This is a genomic window from Lysinibacillus sp. NPDC059133 (assembly GCF_042755925.1).
Classification (GTDB): Bacteria; Bacillota; Bacilli; order Bacillales_A; family Planococcaceae; genus Lysinibacillus.
Genome location: NZ_JBHZDH010000022.1, coordinates 1 through 19,596, shown reverse-complemented (window position 1 = coordinate 19,596; position 19,596 = coordinate 1). Strand labels below are relative to the sequence as shown.

Annotated in this window: 19 protein-coding genes and 1 rRNA gene; all 20 read right to left on the bottom strand. The window is 40.0% G+C overall.

What is annotated here, in order from left to right; translation table 11 throughout:
* Positions 1-184 precede the first annotated feature (184 nt).
* Positions 185-766 (bottom strand): glycosidase, encoded by a 582-nt coding sequence (locus tag ACFXN8_RS13345; protein WP_386845745.1) that lies wholly within the window; start codon positions 764-766, stop codon positions 185-187.
* Positions 767-798: 32 nt separating this feature from the next.
* Positions 799-1,053, bottom strand: a complete 255-nt coding sequence (locus ACFXN8_RS13340; RefSeq protein ID WP_386845662.1) for a hypothetical protein — start codon at positions 1,051-1,053, stop codon at positions 799-801.
* A gap of 292 nt (positions 1,054-1,345) precedes the next feature.
* Complete coding sequence (gene ybaK / locus ACFXN8_RS13335; protein ID WP_386845660.1) at positions 1,346-1,840, bottom strand: Cys-tRNA(Pro) deacylase; 495 nt, start codon at positions 1,838-1,840, stop codon at positions 1,346-1,348.
* A 24-nt stretch (positions 1,841-1,864) separates the two neighbouring features.
* Complete coding sequence (locus tag ACFXN8_RS13330; RefSeq protein ID WP_386845658.1) at positions 1,865-2,602, bottom strand: hypothetical protein; 738 nt, start codon at positions 2,600-2,602, stop codon at positions 1,865-1,867.
* Between the two features lie 329 nt (positions 2,603-2,931).
* The gene (locus tag ACFXN8_RS13325) at positions 2,932-3,489 is read right to left on the bottom strand and encodes a VanZ family protein (protein ID WP_386845656.1); all 558 of its coding nucleotides are present in this window, start codon (positions 3,487-3,489) and stop codon (positions 2,932-2,934) included.
* A 284-nt stretch (positions 3,490-3,773) separates the two neighbouring features.
* Complete coding sequence (locus ACFXN8_RS13320) at positions 3,774-5,312, bottom strand: acyl-CoA carboxylase subunit beta (RefSeq protein ID WP_376075872.1); 1,539 nt, start codon at positions 5,310-5,312, stop codon at positions 3,774-3,776.
* A 508-nt stretch (positions 5,313-5,820) separates the two neighbouring features.
* The gene (locus ACFXN8_RS13315; RefSeq protein ID WP_376078808.1) at positions 5,821-6,603 is read right to left on the bottom strand and encodes an enoyl-CoA hydratase; all 783 of its coding nucleotides are present in this window, start codon (positions 6,601-6,603) and stop codon (positions 5,821-5,823) included.
* Positions 6,600-7,517, bottom strand: coding sequence for a hydroxymethylglutaryl-CoA lyase (locus tag ACFXN8_RS13310; RefSeq protein ID WP_376078810.1), 918 nt, complete (start codon positions 7,515-7,517; stop codon positions 6,600-6,602). The genes ACFXN8_RS13315 and ACFXN8_RS13310 overlap by 4 nt, the downstream gene beginning before the upstream one ends.
* Positions 7,518-7,529: 12 nt before the next feature.
* Positions 7,530-7,742 (bottom strand): acetyl-CoA carboxylase biotin carboxyl carrier protein subunit, encoded by a 213-nt coding sequence (locus ACFXN8_RS13305; RefSeq protein WP_031418413.1) that lies wholly within the window; start codon positions 7,740-7,742, stop codon positions 7,530-7,532.
* Complete coding sequence (locus ACFXN8_RS13300; RefSeq protein WP_386845653.1) at positions 7,691-7,969, bottom strand: hypothetical protein; 279 nt, start codon at positions 7,967-7,969, stop codon at positions 7,691-7,693. Before ACFXN8_RS13300 ends, ACFXN8_RS13305 begins: the two co-directional genes overlap by 52 nt.
* A gap of 50 nt (positions 7,970-8,019) precedes the next feature.
* On the bottom strand, positions 8,020-9,378 hold the full coding sequence (locus ACFXN8_RS13295; RefSeq protein WP_386845651.1) for an acetyl-CoA carboxylase biotin carboxylase subunit: 1,359 nt from the start codon (positions 9,376-9,378) through the stop codon (positions 8,020-8,022).
* 16 nt (positions 9,379-9,394) lie between these two features.
* Positions 9,395-11,029 carry an AMP-binding protein gene (locus tag ACFXN8_RS13290; protein WP_386845649.1) on the bottom strand — a complete coding sequence of 545 codons (1,635 nt, stop codon included), beginning with the start codon at positions 11,027-11,029 and terminating at the stop codon, positions 9,395-9,397.
* Positions 11,030-11,321: 292 nt separating this feature from the next.
* The gene (locus tag ACFXN8_RS13285) at positions 11,322-12,464 is read right to left on the bottom strand and encodes an acyl-CoA dehydrogenase (protein ID WP_386845647.1); all 1,143 of its coding nucleotides are present in this window, start codon (positions 12,462-12,464) and stop codon (positions 11,322-11,324) included.
* A 467-nt stretch (positions 12,465-12,931) separates the two neighbouring features.
* On the bottom strand, positions 12,932-13,579 hold the full coding sequence (locus ACFXN8_RS13280; protein WP_376078822.1) for a TetR/AcrR family transcriptional regulator: 648 nt from the start codon (positions 13,577-13,579) through the stop codon (positions 12,932-12,934).
* A gap of 606 nt (positions 13,580-14,185) precedes the next feature.
* Positions 14,186-15,238 (bottom strand): YkvI family membrane protein, encoded by a 1,053-nt coding sequence (locus tag ACFXN8_RS13275; RefSeq protein ID WP_376078825.1) that lies wholly within the window; start codon positions 15,236-15,238, stop codon positions 14,186-14,188.
* A 79-nt stretch (positions 15,239-15,317) separates the two neighbouring features.
* A complete protein-coding gene (gene menC / locus ACFXN8_RS13270) occupies positions 15,318-16,424 on the bottom strand; it encodes an o-succinylbenzoate synthase (protein ID WP_386845644.1) in 1,107 nt (368 codons plus the stop codon).
* A 1-nt stretch (position 16,425) separates the two neighbouring features.
* On the bottom strand, positions 16,426-17,238 hold the full coding sequence (locus ACFXN8_RS13265) for a GNAT family N-acetyltransferase (RefSeq protein ID WP_386845642.1): 813 nt from the start codon (positions 17,236-17,238) through the stop codon (positions 16,426-16,428).
* A gap of 44 nt (positions 17,239-17,282) precedes the next feature.
* Positions 17,283-18,398 (bottom strand): M20 peptidase aminoacylase family protein, encoded by a 1,116-nt coding sequence (locus ACFXN8_RS13260; RefSeq protein WP_376078831.1) that lies wholly within the window; start codon positions 18,396-18,398, stop codon positions 17,283-17,285.
* A 5-nt stretch (positions 18,399-18,403) separates the two neighbouring features.
* Complete coding sequence (locus tag ACFXN8_RS13255) at positions 18,404-19,270, bottom strand: MurR/RpiR family transcriptional regulator (RefSeq protein ID WP_376078833.1); 867 nt, start codon at positions 19,268-19,270, stop codon at positions 18,404-18,406.
* Positions 19,271-19,505: 235 nt separating this feature from the next.
* Positions 19,506-19,596: ribosomal RNA gene (rrf, locus tag ACFXN8_RS13250) — 5S ribosomal RNA — on the bottom strand; the annotation flags it as partial.

Genomic DNA, 19,596 nt, shown 5'->3' with positions numbered 1-19,596 from the left:
TTTTTTCATTTTTTATCCCCCCCAATAGATAACAGCTTCCACATTATCCTAATTATTGTTTAACATCACTAAACCTTTTTTATATATTAAAATACCAATTTGAACCCTAGATTGAATATTTAGCTTTTGCTTAATTGACACTACTTAATTTAAAAACTTTTGCTTAGTCAATACCTTTGCATTTTCAATTTGTGATTATTTTCTGTTCAAATGCTTTAACGATGGACTCTATATAATTTGGTACTTTAAAATAAGTATTAATCCGATAAAGTGACTGATCGATATCTTCAGCCGATAGCTCTTGTGTACGTTGAATAAATTCAAATGAGTGTCCGATTGCTAACTCTTTTAGTATCTTTTTATCCACCTCCTTTAAAGAGACATCTGGTAAAGCAGTTACATTACTCCTAAACGACTCCAGTAATACTAAAAAATCGTCAAGACTTGTATTTTTAGTAACACTGGTCCACCTTTCTTCATCTTTTAGGTGATGGTAAACCTCACCCATCCTTGAATCCACCAGTAACATGATGTCTATTTCTGGACATTTTAATTTCTTCAAACTATCAAATATCATTGTAAAATGTTGAGTGGTTGTTTCGATTACTACAATATCAAGGCATTGTTCTTTAATTTTTTTCAGCAAGGTTTGATTAAATATAGGCGTTTGAATTTGATAAGTATCTACTTGCCAAGTTGAACGCCTATCACGAATAGCTATTTGCAATGCTTCATTAAATAAAGTAGACATTGAAACAATTAACACTTTCAAAACATCCTCCCCTTTCAATCTGATAATTACCTTAACTCCACTATACTTTTGTTTTTCTTTTTATTGTTTAAGTGCTCTCCAAATCTAAAAATTGACCCATCATTGTTCTCTTTTTTATAAAAAAATACGTTCATGCCATCATGAACGTATTGTTGTTGAAAGTATGAATTTTCAGCAAGGCGAGGGGGTGATTTCCGTTCCGGCTGGGCGCTTTCCTGGGAAGCGAAGCGACAACAGGGTACAATCGCATCACTGTTATAAACCTTTTCTGTTTGAGCCATTCTACGCTACCGTTGATTGGAGTAAACTGGAACGAAACCACCCTCATCTAAAGCGCTGCAACATTCATAAAGATTTCCTTGATCATTTTATTTTCAACCCTATAAATACGTTCAGCAATCATGAACGTATTCTTTCTTGTTTATAAGAAATCCCAACAGCATATTTACAATGTAAAGAAGCATTATTCAGCTGAATCAAGACTTCGCGATTCACGTGCTCTTCCATTTTGCCAAACTGATTGCCCTATTACACTGTCACTACTAAAAAACAATAAAAAAACTACCCAGCATATCATTCTTGGGTAGTGGTGATTGATGCAATTTTTGCTTTTGTCACAGCGACTAAATCATCTAGCTGTATGTGAATTTGCATGCCGACTTTCCCGGCACTGACAATAATATTTCCTTGCTCTTGAGCCGACGCATCGATGACAGTTGGGTAAAGCTTCTTCATGCCGACTGGAGAGCATCCGCCTCGCACATAGCCTGTATAGCCAAGTAACTCCTTGACCGGGAGCATGTCAATTTTTTTCTCTCCTACAACCTTTGCAGCAGCTTTTAAATCAAGCTCATCTGCTACAGGAATAACAAATACAAAAAGCTTTTGGGCACTTGCCTTTGCTACTAATGTTTTGAAAACACGAGAAACTGGGTGACCAATTTTTTCAGCAACCGAAATTCCATCAACTTGGCCGTCACCAGTCTCATATTCAATTACTTCGAATTGTATTTTTTGTTGTTCCAATAATCTTATCGCATTTGTTTTCGCATGCTTTGCTTTTGCCATTTCAAAAATCCCCCATCTGCAGCATTAGGCTATCATGGAGATCACGGTGTCATTTCCCGGTCGATAGCCGTCCTTTGCCATTTGAATATGAGTGGCATATTTTTCAGAAGCGTATTTAAATGTTCGCGCCTTGTATGCCTCCGCATAACTCTTACCGAAAATTGTATCTACAAATGGATCCAATTTCAATTCCTTCGAAAAACGTTCTGGTACTTTGACTTCAATATCTTCACGTACAAAAGCAGGCTCACTATCATCTAGTACACTTTCATCTACCTCTTGGCCATTTAATTGCGCTTGCATGTGCTGTATTTGAGCATTTGCACTTGCCGCTACACGTAAATCCTGTGGTGATGGCTGCGCAGATGCCAGCGCTGTATTCCGCACCTGCTCTAAAATTTGTAAGGTTTCCTTGGCATTCGCATCAACTATAGGCGCTTCCTCATCTACACGCTCTAACTGTGAATAATGTTTTTGCGTTTGTTCATGTCCGAGCACATTTTTCGTTTGCTGCAAATCTTGAATGATTGCTTGCTGTTGAGGCGTGACCTCTTTGGCTTCCTCTTTTTGTTGCTCATAGAGTTCTTGATCTGTATGCCCTAAAAGTAAATTTTCTAGCTCAAGCAATAATGGATTTTTCTTTGGCGGAAAATACAGTGCGTTTTTTCGATATGCATCACCTGCTTGTTTTCGCTGTAAAATCTTTTTACGATTATAGTGTGATGACATTCTTTCTTGTTCTATTAAACTTGATAGTTTCATATGATTCACCTCGGCTTTCTAATTTAATATGCAAGTTACATAAAAGATATGATCAAATCTTTTATTTACTATACTCATACAATCTAAACAGTTTCTATATACTAATTATCGGAATTTTCTTTATCAAATTCAAGAGTTAATTAATACTAAGCTCCTAAAGAAATATTTCACTTTCAACAAAATAGGTATAAAGACCTCTTCTAACACCCAATATTATATTCATTTAGTATTTCAATAGTTAATTTCAATAAAATTTATTACTGTTATCACTTTATAAATGGTGTTAATTCACCACTAAAAAACAGCCCTTTAGCAAGGACTGTTTCTATCTATTTTTTAGGTTTAATTAATATACTTTTATAGGCTAAGTAACCAAGCCATGCTCCAAGTGTATTTAAAATCAAATCATCAATATCTGCCGACCCAACCGTAAAAATAAACTGGATAGTTTCTACCGCTAGACTAGAGAAAAAGCCTGCCCAAATAACTGTCCGCGCTTTACGAAACCTTTTTGATAATAGTGGTAGTAAAAAGCCCATTGGGGTAAATATTAATAAATTGCCGAGTAAATTAATAATAATGGTATCCATATTAAAATACTGAGAGTAATTTATGTAGCGAAGAATTGTATCAAAGGGAATAAAATTTGTCGTTAATCGCCAGTCACTATAATCAAACAGCCCTAATTCACCAAAAGAATATTCGCCATTGAACAACATAACGACTACATTCACTAGACGATCAATGACTAGTTTATAAAAAGCTATTACAGAATAGATACAAAAAAAGATCCAACCTGTTATCTTTATCGGTAAATAATATGTATCTATCAATGCACGATATGGTAATGGTAGCTTGGCATTACCATGTATATTATTTTTTGTCACGCCTCTACCACCTACTTCCCTATATCCTCACATAATTTTAATATGCCCCGCCTCCCTAAGCAAGTGGTAATCATAAGATGCGTAAAGAGTTTTAAAGCATTATATCAACCTTTTTCCTCCTTATACTATACGTCTGTCCAGGTTCGATTAGAAAAGAGATGACTAAACAAAATTTAACAAAATTCAACAAAATGTCATCCCAGCTTTCGGTGATAAACTAGAATACAATATTTCAAATACAAAAAAGCTGCCTCAATTAAATGAGACAGCGTTATTTCAAGGCTTTATACTGGATTTACTCCATGCTTACGTTCTGAGAATAATAAGTACTTTGACATATAGAGCTCTAAACGTGATTCAAGTGCTTTTCTTAAATCATTTGGCTCAATAACATCGTCAATGATCAGCTCTGAAGCTAGACGATAGACATCGATTTCCTCTTGATATTCTTTGCGTTTCTCTGCGATAAAGCTTGCCTGCTCCTCTTTTGGGAGTTCAGCAATTTTATTGGCATATACTGCGTTAACTGCAGCTTCAGGGCCCATTACAGCAATTTGTGCGTTGGAAAGTGCAATACAGCAGTCTGGCTCAAAAGCAGGACCTGCCATTGCATACAGCCCTGCACCATATGCCTTACGAACAATGACCGTTAATTTTGGAACTGTTGCCTCACTCATCGCGAAAATCATTTTCGCACCATGGCGTATAATCCCTGCTTTTTCAACCTGCGTACCAATCATAAAGCCTGGTACATCGGCAAGGAAAAGAAGCGGAATATTAAACGCATCACAAAGTGAAATGAACTTTGCCGCTTTATCAGCTGAATCGTGGAACAAAACGCCTCCCTTTACGCGCGGTTGATTGGCGATAATTCCAACCGATTGCCCATTAATGCGTCCAAGCCCTGTAATTAATTCTGGAGCGAATAATTTTTTCACCTCACAGAACGAATCTTCATCAATAATACGTTCAATTAGCTTATACATATCAAAAGGAACGTTTTGATTTTTCGGTATTAGCTCATCAATCGATTTCTCAAATGAAGCTGGCGGTTTTGGAGCCTCTACCTTACCACGCTCTGCAAAGTTGTTCGGGAAATAGCTCAAGTATTTACGAGCATAGGAAATGGCTTCCTGTTCTGTTTTAGCAAGCACATCTCCGCAACCGGAAACAGAACAGTGCATTTTCGCTCCACCCATTGTTTCCAAATCTACCTTCTCACCTATAACCATTTCCGCCATACGTGGAGACCCTAAATACATCGATGCATTGCCCTCTACCATGACGACAATATCACAGAATGCTGGGATATATGCACCTCCTGCCGCAGAAGGGCCAAACAGTAAGCATATTTGAGGAATTTTACCTGAAAGCTTTACCTGATTATAGAAAATGCGTCCTGCTCCTCTGCGACCAGGAAACATTTCTAATTGGTCAGTAATACGTGCACCTGCTGAATCGACTAGATACAGTAATGGGCAATTTAGCTTTTCAGCTGTTTCTTGAATACGAATCATTTTTTCAACTGTACGTTTCCCCCAAGACCCAGCTTTAATCGTCGAATCGTTTGCTAAAACGCAAACAGTACGGCCATGAATTTTACCGATTCCTGTGACAACGCCATCTGCTGGTAGGTCACCTGCTAAGCAGTTCGCATACAAGCCATCTTCTGATTGAAGTCCATCATCTAATAATAATTCAAGTCGTTCACGTACAAATAGCTTTCCTTGTTGTGCATTTTTATCGTGATATTTTGGCAGACCACCTGCTAAAATTTGTTCCTTCATTGTTTTCGTGGTATTTTCTGTCGATACATTGCTCATAGTTAATTCCTCCTTTTGCCGAATCGGTTACGCCTTAGCATAATTGCAGTAGCACTTTGTATTTCTTCTCTCTTACATTGCAATAATCGGTTCATCACCATAGCGTGGGGGTGATTTCCGTTACGGCTGGGCGCTTTGTCGCTGACGCTTCGCTTTCGCGCAGATAAAACATTTGTCGCTGACGCTTCGCTTTCGCGCAGATAAAACATTTGTCGCTGACGCTTCGCTTTCGCGCAGATAAAACATTTGTTGCTGTCGCTACGCTTTCGCACAGAGCAAAGCTTCCTGGGGGCGTCGGGGCAACAGGATGTTGGTCACGGAGGCGTTATCACAGGACGTGATGGTTTTAGCCTTCGTTCCCCTAATAGCTTCGCTGCAGGATGTCATCTGTACCGCTGATCCACGAGGAGTCGCCCAGCCTTCACTCCAATCAACTTTAAGTCTTGGCATAGATTATCTTCAACTTTTGATTTAGCCATGCCTTTGCCTTTTGGTTAAATGCCTCCATTTATTTCCCTACGTATTGCGGTGTTCGCTTTTCCTGGAAAGCAAGTAAGCCCTCTAATCGATCTTCTGTAGGAATCAGAGCATTATATGCAAGTGATTCGATTTTTAACCCAGTAGCTAAATCCACTTCAACACCTTGATTCATGGCGATTTTCGCCTGTACTAAAGAAAGTGGAGCATTTTTTGCCATTTCGAGCGCAAGCTGCTGTGCCTTTTCAAGTAATTCATGTCCCTCATGAACATACTCTACAATACCGTAGCTTCTTGCTTCCTCTGCATCTAATCGACGTGCTGTATAAATTAATTCCTTCGCTTTTCCAATGCCAATTAATCGTGGAAGTCGTTGCGTGCCGCCTGCCCCCGGGATGATGCCGAGAGATGTCTCCGTAAGGCCTAACTTTGCATGTGTTGCTGCAAGACGTAAATCACAGGCTAACGCTAGTTCGAGTCCGCCACCAAAAGCAACGCCATTTAATACGGCAATTACTGGTTGAGCGAGTGCTTCTACTTTTGCCACTGTTGCTCCGATTAATTGCACAATCTGCTTTACTTGTCGGTCAGGCATCCCTTTACGCTCCTTTAAATCGGCTCCTGCGCAAAAGGCTTTTTCCCCCGCTCCTGTTAGTAAGACGACTCGCACTGCCGGATCACCATTTATGTTGTCGAGTGTCGTGCTAAGTTCTTGGAGTAATTGTACAGACATTGCATTCGCAGCTTCAGGTCTTGAAAGTGTAATAAGCCCAATGCAACCATCTAATAATTCAAAACGAACGAGTTGCGTCATAATTGACTCGCACTCCTTTCATTACGGACAATCGCCATTTGTTTAGAGGCAACTGCCTTCCCTAGTTTCTGTTCAATAAAGTGCGCAGCCTCTAGCACTTTATTCAGCTCTACACCCGTTTTAATACCCATTTCATCTAATAAATACAATAAATCTTCCGTGGCCACATTACCTGATGCTCCTTTGGCATATGGACAGCCCCCTAGTCCACCAAGCGCACTATCAAACTTCGTAATGCCCATTTTTAAAGATTGAACAATATTCGCTAGCGCTGTGCCACGTGTATCATGGAAATGCATCGCAAAATTTTCCGCAGGGTATCTTTTTAACAATTCTTCTAAAAGATTTTCCACCTGTGTCGGTACACCAACACCAATCGTGTCACCAAGTGATATTTCATCGACGCCCATTTCCAATAATTTTTCTGTTACTCGCAAAACCTTTTCTGGTTGTATGTAGCCTTCATACGGGCACCCAATTACCGTCGAGATATAGCCCCGTACGTTTTTATGCGCTGCCTTTGCCCCTACCACAACTTCCTGTAATATCGGGAATGTTTCATTGATTGTTTTATTAATATTACTTTGGTTATGGCTTTCACTGGCCGACATAAAAACGCTCACTTCGTCTACTTCAGCCTGCAATGCACGTTCTAAGCCACGCATGTTCGGTACTAGTGCCGCATACGTGATATCTTTTTGGCGTTTAATGGCTTGAAGCACCTCCACTGCATCAGCCAGCTGTGGAATCCACTTCGGATGCACAAAAGACGTGACCTCGATATAATTCAATCCAGTTTGACTAAGTAAATTCACTAGCTGTACTTTATCGGCAGTTGCAAGATGCATTTTCTCATTTTGCAAACCGTCACGAGGACCTACTTCCTTTAACGTTACATGCTTTGGTAGCTGCATAAAGAAGCCTCCTTATTCGATTTCTAAAATATCGTCATCTACGTTAATGAAATCCCCTTCGTTCGCAATGATTTTTGTTACTACGCCATCTTCTTCTGCTGCAATAGGAATCTCCATTTTCATCGACTCTAAAATTGCCACATCTTGTCCCGCTGTCACTTTCTCACCCTCTGCTACAACGATTTTCCATACTGTTCCTGCCATGCTCGCTTTAACTGTTGCCATTGTAATCCCTCCAAATGTATGAATGTACGGATATCCGTATGTAATTTCATATAACGCATTCGCACTAATGGTAAAGTGCGAATGCTTTTTATTAATTTCTCCATAGTGAATTGTTGTTGTTGTTGCTGTCGCTTCGCTTTCGCACAGATAAACATTTGTTGCTGTCGCTTCGCTTTCGCTACTGAAAACATCTGTTGCTGTCGCTTCGCTTTCGCACAGATAAACATTTGTTGCTGTCCTTCGCTTTCGCTACAATTAAACAATACGTCCGGAGGCTTTATTTCGTCTCTGCTAATTGAGGTAAATAATATTCATCTACAAATTTAGTTGTAGTAAGGCCCTTTAAAAATTGTTCATGTGTGACTGTTTTCAGCAGCATCGGAATATTTGTTTGAATGCCTTCTACTTTATACGCTTGAAGTGCCTCAATAAGTCTTTCACACGCAATTGCTCGTGTTTCTCCCCACACTACTAATTTGCTAATCATTGGATCGTAAAAAGGTGTTACCGCAGTGCCAGCCTCTACGCCGCATTCATGGCGGATACCTTCACCTGTAGGTAATTCAAAAGCCGTAATTGTGCCTGGAGAAGGGAAAAAGGTCGAAGGATTTTCGGCGTAGATTCGCACTTCAATCGCATGCCCTTTTCTTTCTATGCTATCGCGAGTAAATGCTAATGGTTGTTTAGCTGCAATCTTTAATTGCTCCTCTACAAGATCCAACTTTGTAATTTCCTCCGTCACCGGGTGTTCCACTTGTAAGCGCGTATTCATTTCTAAGAAATAAAAGTTTTGCTCCGCATCTACTAAATACTCAATCGTTCCTGCATTCACATAACCAATATGTTGAACTGCCTTGACCGATGCATCTAGCATTCTTTTTCTTGTTTCTTCAGAAATGAAAGGAGATGGTGCTTCCTCCACTACTTTTTGATTTCTGCGTTGAATCGAGCACTCACGTTCAAATAGTGGGACGACATTGCCATCATGATCCGCCATAATTTGTACCTCGACGTGATGAGGATTCGCAATAAATCGTTCCATATACATCGTGCCATCACCAAAGAATGATTGTGCACGCTTTTGATTTCCCTCAAAGGCTTTTGCCAATTCTTCTGCATTTTCTACGAGCTGCATTCCGATACCCCCGCCGCCAGCAGAAGCTTTTAACATAATCGGATAGCCTAGACGGGCAGCAATTTCAATAGCTTCTGTTACATCTTTCACCGGTGCCTCTACGCCTTCAACAATTGGTACACCTGCAGCTTTCATTGTTTTCCGAGCTTCTAATTTACTCCCCATCGAAGCAATAACGTCCGCACTTGGCCCAATAAAAACGAAGCCCGCCTCTGTACACCGTTTAGCAAACTCAGCATTTTCTGATAATAAGCCATAGCCGGGATGAACAGCGTCAGCACCGCTTTCCTTCGCCACTTCAAGAATACGGTCAATATTTAAATAGCTTTGCGCAACAGGCGGTTTTCCGATACAGAACGCCTCATCCGCTTCTTTAACATGTAAGCTTTCAGCGTCAGCCTCAGAATACACCGCAACTGTTTGAACATTTAGTCGTTTGCATGTTCTTATAACACGCCTTGCTATCTCTCCACGATTTGCAATTAAAACCTTTTTGAACATAACACCGGCCCCCTTCTTACTTCACTGTTGCAGCAAAACTTTCTCGTAATCTAAACTTTTGCACTTTTCCTGATGCCGTCATCGGATAGTCATCGATAAAGAAAATATGTCGTGGTATTTTATGTCTAGAGATTTTATCCCGACAATAATCCCGAAGCTCTTCCTCTGTCGCCTGCTCTCCTTCACGCAAAATGATCCAAGCTGCCGCTTCCTCTCCATAAACAGGATCAGGAACGCCTGCAACCTGCACATCTGCTATTTTCGGGTGTGTGTAAAGGAATTCTTCAATTTCTCGAGGAGATACATTTTCACCGCCACGAATAATCATATCTTTTAAACGCCCTGTTACACGTACATAGCCCGCCTCATCCATCGTTGCCAAATCCCCAGTATGCAGCCAGTCATCTTCATCTATTGCAAGAAGCGTTTCTTCTTGGTTTTTATAGTAACCTTTCATGACTTGGTAACCTCTCGTACATAGCTCCCCTTGCTCATTCGGCGCAGCTTGTTCGTTGGTACCAGGAATGACAATTTTAACTTCTAGATTTGGTAATGCGCGGCCAACTGTTTCAACCTTTAACAATAGCGGGTCATCTGCTCTCGTTTGTGTAATAACAGGTGAGGCTTCTGTTTGTCCGTAACAGATAGTAACATCCTTCATCCCCATTTTGTCGATAACGGCCTTCATCACCTCAATAGGACAGTTAGAGCCAGCCATTACTCCAGTACGCAACGTTGATAGGTCGAAAGACGAAAAATTCGGTAAATTGAGCTCACTAATAAACATCGTTGGTACGCCATGTAACGCTGTACATCTTTCTTTTTCAACCGTTTGTAGCACCTCAGCAGCTGAAAATTCCTGTACTGGTACCATCGTCCCACCACTAGTTGTAATCGCTAATGTTCCAATTACACAGCCAAAGCAATGGAAGAATGGGACAGGGATACACAAGCGATCTTCATATGTTAAACGCATACATTCTGCAATATTAATCGCATTATTGACTAAGTTACAATGTGTTAACATAACACCTTTCGGAAAACCTGTTGTTCCCGAAGTATATTGAATATTAATAACATCATCATAATGAAGCTCTTGCTGTCTTTGATCTAATTGCTCCTCCGTTATTTGCTCTGCAGCCGATAAAACATCAGACCAGTTTAGCACTCCGGGATATTTTGTCTCGCCAATTAAAATAACATTTTTTAATAAAGGTAGTCGCTTTGATTGCAAATTACCCGGTTCACAATGTTCAAGCTCTGGACATAACTCTTGCAGTGTATTCATAAAAGAATGGTCTCGATAATTTTCAATTAAAATAATCGTTTTTGCATCGGATTGCTTCAATAAATATTCCAACTCGCTTGAACGATAATTAGTGTTTACAGTGACGATTGGGGCTCCCATTTTACCTGTACCAAATTGCAGTTGCACCCATTCTGGGACATTAGTCGTCCATACGGCAATATGTTCACCCTTCTCTATTCCAAGAGCCATCAACCCTCTAGCTACTAAACGACTTTGCCGATTGAGCTCCTCATAGGTCATACGTAAATTCCTATCTGCATACACTAATGCCTCACGTTGTGGATACTTTTCAGACTGTTCATCTAGCAGTTGACCAATAGTTTGATACACAAGTTCTGCCATGAAAATCCCCCTTATTTTTACGCTATTTAACTTCTTTCAGCTACAGAAGTCTCCCACCTCTATAGGTGGTGAATGAATGCAGTTTTAAGTAACTTTTCAACAGGTGTTCAAACATCCGCTGAAATAAGTTAAAGCCTCCGGCGGATGTCACAAAATCGGAAAGGAGTTCAATATAGGATGTTAGCCTAAAACCATCGCATCCATGCGATAACGGCTAACTGACCTGCATCGTGCAGGCCTAAGCACAAAGCCGATTCAGGACGCAATTATGCCGAGGCATAATTGATTAAGATTAACAGCCAATTAGACGAGAAATAACGAGACGTTGAATTTCAGACGTTCCCTCACCGATTTCCATTAACTTAATGTCACGCAAATGACGCTCTACGTCGTATTCTTTCATATACCCTGAACCACCGTGAATTTGAATGGCTTGATTACAAGTGCGGAAGCCCATTTCAGAAGCAAATAATTTTGCCATCGCCGCTTCCTTCCCGAATGGTTTCTTTTGATCTTTAAGCCATGCCGCCTTATGTACTAACGTACGTGCAAGCTCTATCTCCATTGCCATATCGGCTAATTTAAATTGTATTGCCTGAAGTTTAGATATGGGTGCACCGAATTGTTCACGTTCTTTTGCGTATTTTAATGCTTTCTCATAAGCTGCCTGTGCAATGCCTACAGATAATGCAGCAATGGAAATACGCCCACCGTCTAACGTATTTAAAAATTGACTAAATCCACGTTTTTCATCCCCTAAAAGATTAGCCCTTGGTACACGAACATTTTGCAAAATAATCTCACACGTATTAGAGCCACGTACGCCCATTTTGTCGTAATTGCAGTTGATCGTTACGCCAGGAGTGCTGGTTGGTACAATGATAGATGAGATAATTTTTTTACCATCTTCACGTTTACCTGTCACCGCTGTCACAATAATTTGACGTGCAAAGCCCGCGTTTGTGATCCAGCATTTTTCACCATTAATGATGTAATCATCACCATCAATGACAGCTGTTGTAAGTGTCCCACCAGCATCTGAACCTGCATTGGGCTCTGTTAGACCAAACGAACCTAATGTTTCTCCCTTCGCTAACGGAACAAGCCATTCCTGCTTTTGCTCCTCTGTGCCAAAATTGTAAATAGGCGAAGCACCTAAGCTAACCGCGGCTGCATAGCTTAATCCTGTACCGCCACATGCACGACCGATTTCTTCAACAGCAAGTGCATAGGAAACCGTATCTCCGCCTGAACCGCCATACTCTTCAGGAAACGGGATCCCTAATAAGCCTAGCTCTGCCATCTTTTTAAAATTCTCTATTCTCATCGTCGATGTCTCGTCAACCTCACGAGCATACGGTTTAATTTCATTTTCAGCAAAGTCACGCACCATATCTCGAATCATCTCTTGCTCTTTCGTTAGTTCAAAGTTCATCCCCAGTCCCCCTAATGTTTAATGTGCCATAGCAGATTTCGTTCAGATGACAGTTGCAAAAAATCAATTATGCCTCGGCATAATTGCGTCCGGAATCGGCTTTGTGCCTAGGCCTGCAGATGTTTTTTGCGCGAAAGCGTAGCGGCAGCAAAAGGTTTTCATCTGTGCGAAAGCAAAGCGACAGCAACAGCACCGATGCAGGTCAGTTAGCCGTTATCGCATGGATGCGATGATTTTAGGCTAACATCCCCTAAGAACTCCTTTCCGATTCCGTGACATCTGCCGGAGGCTTTGGCCCAACATGATGTTTTTTGCGCGAAAGCGTAGTGCTAACGCAGCGGCAGCAGCATGATGTTGGTCACTCAGTCGTTGCCACAGGACGTGGCGTTCTTAGACTGAGTTCCTTTATTTCAACTGGTGTTTTGACACCCGTTGAAAGAAGTTAATACCGACTAGTCGGTTTGTAATTAAGTATTAATAAAACCAGTTGCTGCTGGCTTCCCTTTGACCATAAATTGAACTGCTTCGTCCATTGCTTGTTCCGTGACAATCGCACGCAATATCATATCCGTAAATACTTCTGTAATTTCCTCCATTGTTAATGGACCTGATTGCTTAAACCATTTGTATGTCCAGTTAATCATCCCCACAATAGCCATCGTTACAATTGTACAAGGAAGTTCCGTGCGAAAATCCTTTGTTTGTTGGCCTTCCTCTATGACCTTTTGTAAAATATCCCGATATTGATCTCGTTTTTTATGAATAACTTCACTATATTCCTCTGGCAATGAATGACTTTCCTCATAAAAAACAGTAATATGTGCTTGATACATATCAAACACTTGTGTCAGTGTTTGCAGCATTGCACATAAACGTGTAATCGGTGTATCGTATTTGTCATATGCCTCCTGTGACTGTTTAATCACATAAGAAATAAATACATCGTGAATTTCATACAACAGTTCATCTTTCGATTTGAAATTATGATAAAATCCACCTTTTGATGCACCAATGTATTCAACAATGCGATCAACAGTTACATTGTGATAGCCATCTTGCTGAAATAGCACTACAGAAGCGTCAACAATGCGTTGTTTTAATGTTTTCTTTACCATAGGCATCTATCATCCTTCTTATAACTCTTTACTCCATCACTCTTTATAATTAGAAAAGGTTTTAGGTCATCACCATAGCATGGGTTGATTTCCGTTCCGGCTGGGCGCTTTGTTGCTGACGCTTCGCTTTCGCACAGATAAAACAGTTGTCGCTGACGCTTCGCTTTCGCGCAGAGCAAAGCTTCCTGGGGGCGTCCGATGAGCCGCTTGGGCCTACACGATGTAGGTCACGAAGGCGCTATCACAGGATGTGATGGTTTTAGCCTTCGTTCCTCTATTGCTGATCCCCGAGAAGTCGCCCAGTCTCCACTTCAATCAACTTACGCATATGACATAAGTTTTAACATTATGAAGAAACCTTATTTTTCCTAATTATAAAAAACTATGACACCATTAATATAGCATTCTGAAAATTCAGTGTCTAGCACTGATGTAGATTTTATTAAAATTTACGAGTATTTATTTTACATAAAGCAGAATCTTGTAGATTACCACAGATAAACAAATATACACTTACTGTATGATTTCCAACTTGAGTTTATTACAAAAATCAAAAAAAATTCCCTAGCGCTGTATAAAAACACTAGAGAATCTCAAAAAACATAGCTATGAAGCTTTTGGTATTTTACGTAACCACGAGATGATGATTGCAATAATTAATGCAAAACCTAAATACCCCATTGTTGAATAAACCTTTCCAACTAATGTCGTGAACCCTACTAAACTCGCGACAAAGCCTATTAAACCAATCACCACGATACCTATTTTAAAATATTTATGATCAGGTGCTATAAAACGTACTGCAAACGCATAAAGCATCCCTACAGCTGTATTGTACATCATGCCTAATAAAGCAATGGACATTAAGATACCCACTACAGGATGAATTTGTTTTGCTAGCTCTAATGTCGGCATTGCTGCCCCACCAACTACGTCCATTTTAACGAACATAGCGATATTAATTAGTATGATTAAGACACCGAGCATTAAACCCCCAAGAAGACCGCCTAAACCAGCAATCTTGCGCTCTTTTACTGTTCCCCCCATAACAATTAACATCGCAGTGCCAGCAGCTATGTTATAAGATACATAAAGCAGAGCCCCAAGTATCCAATTTGAAGCCGCAGATGATTGCTCTTTCGCTAGCACATTCTGTTCTGCAATGGTTAAGTCCATTGTGAAAATAGAGTAAATTAATATGATAAAAACGATTCCCATTAAATATGGTGTCACTAAAGCTATTATATTAATAATATTTTTCACATTTAATAGCAGCGTTAAAATCGTAATGATTACCATAAAAATGCTGCCGATCATCGGATTTATACTAAACATTTGCTCGAATGTTGACCCCGATCCAGCAAACATAACAACCGCTACACCAAATAAGAAGAATGTAATGACAATATCTAATAGTACCCCAACATAACGTCCACCAATTTGATAGATAACCTCTTTATGAGAGGTCGTTTGTGAATCTGCCCCTAATTGCGCTAGACTCATCCCTAAAAAGGCAAATGCGATTGTTGCGACAATTCCTCCGGCTATACCGTAAAGACCAAAGCTCGTAAAGTATTGCATAATTTCTTGTCCTGATGCAAAGCCAGCACCAACGATTAATCCTACAAATGCGCCACCTATTTGCCAACTTTTTTTCATAGAACACCTGCTTTTCTAATCAATTATATGCATAGGTTTCCTAACGAAATACACTTCTTGTACTAATCAAGTCGTCGTATTATTTATACATTTTCTGTGCTACTGTGAATAAATCGATCGTCTCTCTATTTACCTCATAGCCGATACCCGCTTTTTGAGGAACTTCAATATAGCCGTCCTTTACTACAACTTCTGGATCTATAATATCTTTTTCCCAATATCGACTGGAGCCTGCAGTATCTCCAGGTAAAATAAAATTCGATAATGTAGTTAATGCCACATTATGTGCACGACCAATACCAGACTCCAGCATGCCGCCACACCAAACTGGAATGTCATTCGCCTCACAATAATCATGTATTTTTTTGGCTTCAGTTAAGCCACCAACACGCCCAATTTTAATGTTAATAATTTTAGTACTACCCAACTCAACAGCTTTACGTGCATCCTCTAATGAATGGATACTTTCATCCAAGCAGATTGGCGTCTCGATTAACTTTTGTAATGCTGCGTGGTCAATAATGTCATCCGACGCCAATGGCTGCTCAATCATTGTTAAATTAAATGCATCTAGCTGTTTGAGTGTTTCAGCATCTGTGAGACGATAAGCTGAGTTCGCATCCGCCATAAACGCCACATCAGGGAACGTTTCACGCAATGTACGCATTACTTCTAAATCCCAACCTGGCTTGATTTTGACTTTCATTCTTTTATAGCCTTCATTCACAAAAACATCTACTAACGCTACTAAGTCCTCGATTGATTGTTGAATACCGATACTGATCCCTACTTCAATATTGTCCTTCTTGCCACCAAGTGCCGCCGCGAGAGATTGATTCGTCTGTTGGGCATAAATATCCCAAATAGCACCTTCTATCGTTGATTTCGCCATATTATTTTTACGAATTGGTTTAAATAGCTCATTGACCTCATCCGGATGCTGAAGCTCTTTATTTAAAATAAGAGGAATTAAAAAATCTTCTAGCATATGCCAGTTCGTTTGCAATGTTTCCTCGTTGTACCAAGGAGAATAGAACGCTACAGATTCTCCCCAACCGATTGTTCCTACCTCATCCTTGGCCTCTAAAACTAAAAAATCTTTATCGTTAAATGTACCAAAGCTAGTTGTAAATGGTTCTTTTAATTTCATCTTTAAATGTCGAATTGTAATTTCTGTAATTTTCATATTAATTTGCTCCTTCCAGACTTAAAGTTTCTAATTTTACGAGGACATACTCGTTGTAATGTTCTTGCTGCTGCAATTGAACTGCAGCATAACCTTGTGCAAATAATCGTTGTAAAATATGTCGCGTTTTGAAACGCCATTCCAATGCTAATGTCGGGTCTTGCAGCTTCAATGCTTGAAAGTCCTTCGGCACAGGCAACGCATATAAATCTTCGTTATATTTTAAATCTTCAGTTATATTCAAGTGTGGGAATCCTTGTTCATTTAGTACACAACTTGCCACTGGTACGGCATTCTTTGCATCTATTGAAACGCTTTTACTGACGTAATCAGTGGCTATATACCAGCACACCTCAAAACGATCGGAAGGTAATCCCTTATTTAAACCATCCTGCATTTCTCCATAGCAATTTTCTATATACGTATAACAAATACCATTTAATTTGGACAGATTGAGAAAACCATTTCGTGTTTCCAGCGGATCAAAGGTCCACACCATTAAATCGTAGCCCCGCTCAATAGCAATAGCTTGCTGGGCATATTTTAACTTTTCACCTATTCCTTGAGAACGGTAATTTTCGTCTATCCCCAACATATGGGAGCATAAATAACTTTTGCCCTCTCGAAACCCCGAAAAACCATAGCTAAAGCCAACTAATTGATCACCATCAAAGGCACCCACAACGATACCGCCATTTTTCACAGCCGTTAAAGTTTGATGAATGGGAATAGAAGGCATCCCCCAAACGTCATATTCCAATTGCTGAACTTGCTCCAGCTGTTCGATCGTCTTTATTTCCCTTATGTCAATCATTACTATCACTCCTTTCTATTTTCTTTATCCCTTTAACTTAGGGTCTATAAAGCTCTTAAAATAGCTCTCGTGATAATATTCACACCTGTAATAAGCCGCTCTCGATTAAAGGTCATTTTCGGATGATGTAAGCCTGGTGTGACACCACAACCTAAGCCAAGCATTGTTGCTTTAAGGTTCGGACGCTCATACGTATAAAAATGAAAATCCTCTCCTCCGGGGGTAACGACTGGTGAAGCACATGCTCTTTCCCCAACTACGTCAACAATAGCGGAATTCATATGTTGTAAGGCCTCATCATTCACTAAAGCTGCAACGATGTGTGCATCTGCAGTTAAAGAAATTTTGGCACCATACATCGCTTCAACCGATGCCTTTACACGTTCAATACCATCCGTGAGAGCCTCCATTACTTCATTTGTTTGTGCCCGTGCGTCAATGCTAAATGTTGCTTTCCCAGGAATAATATTCGTAGAGGTTCCTCCTGCATTAAATTGCGTCATTTTGACTGACGCAGAGACATTAGGGTCTGTCCATATTTTTTGTAAACCTTCGACAATTGCGGACCCTACCTCTATGGCATTAATGCCTAGCTCAGGTCGTGCGCCATGGGCCTCTTCTCCAATAATAGTCCCCGTAAAAAGCTTTGCCGCACCGTGGTACAAGGCCGGGGCATACGTTCCGTCCCGTAGTTCCTTTAACGGACGAACATGGACACCAAATAAGTATTCTAGATGATCAATAAGCCCCTTCTCAACGAATGCGCGAGCACCCTGTGCCTTTTCTTCAGCAGGTTGAAAAAGAATACGTACTGCACCTGGAAGCGAATGCTCCATATCCTTCAACACTAGTGCTGTCCCAATAGCCATCGTCATATGACCATCATGACCGCAAGAATGATTCGCCTTAAATTCACCATCTACTTCCTGCCATAGTGCATCGATATCCGTACGAAATCCGACTCTCGGTGTCCCTTTCCCAATATCTACATACAGTCCGGTCATATCTTCAAACAACTGAGGCTCCATCTGTGCCTCCTTCAATAAATTGGCGATGTATTTCGTTGTCTGCTGTTCCTGCCAGCTAATTTCCGGATGCTCATGTAAATGTGTAAAAATATCCGCCAACCTCGGCTGTAAGTTTTGTAAAACTTGATTCATATCATTCAACTCCATCGATTTGCTAAAAAGCTATTTTGGAAATCATCATATTTTACGCGTTGATTTTCATAATAGTCGTGATCTTGTGCAGTCATACCCGCAATTAATGTATTTAAAAATGAAATCAGTGCCGGCATCGCATCAATCGTAGACATTTCTTGTTGTTCATTCACAAAAGTAATCGTCGCATATTGCGTAATAGGTGCAATTTTAGAATCTGTAATACCAATAATCTCACAATTCTTTTCTTGAATTTCAGCTGCAAATTGAATCGGTTCTTTAATATAGCGATGGAACGATAAAATAATGACCACACTATCCTCATCGATTTCTTGTAAAGCTCTAATAATTTCACTAGTTTCAAAATCTAAAATCACGACGTTTGGACGTAGCATATTTAACGTAAAATACAACCATTGTGCCGCTAAATGAGAAGATCCATTCCCAACAATATAGATTTTTTTCTTCGTATGTAGCAGGATGGAAGCACGATTAAAATCTTCCCCGTTAATGTTCTTTGCAACGTTTAAAATACTCGATGCATCCTTTTCCATCGTTTTTTCATAAAAGCGCGGCGTTTCAAAAAGTGCCTGTTTTGATTGCAAATAATTTTGCAAGCTACTAGTATTTCCTTCATTGAATAGCTGCATCGTAATCTCACGTTGCAGCTCAGCATAACCCGATAACCCTATAGCGTAGCAAAAGCGGATAACCGTCGTTTCGCTTACCCCTGCCTTGTCCCCCACATATGCAGCTGAATGAATACCGGTAGTCTGCATATTTTTGAGAATAAAGATTGCTACCTTCTGCTGACTCTTTGAAAGATCCTGATATTTATGTTGAATGACTTGTTGAATTGTTTGATTATCCATCAAAGAAGTACATCCTTTTTTATTTTATTTTTGAAGTTAGAACTTCATTCTGCATAATACATAGCCTAGCATAGTTTTTTTCGCAATTCAATATATTTTCTGAAAGTTCTGTTTATATTTTTTTAGAATTAATGAAAATAAAATTCAATAGATTTAATATGTTATTTATTTGGGTTAACTTTCTAAAAAAATGCAAATAAAAAAGCCGAGGAATAAATCCTCGACTTTTTCAGGTGCCTAGCGACGTCCTACTCTCACAGGGGGAAGCCCCCAACTACCATCGGCGCTAAAGAGCTTAACTTCCGTGTTCGGTATGGGAACGGGTG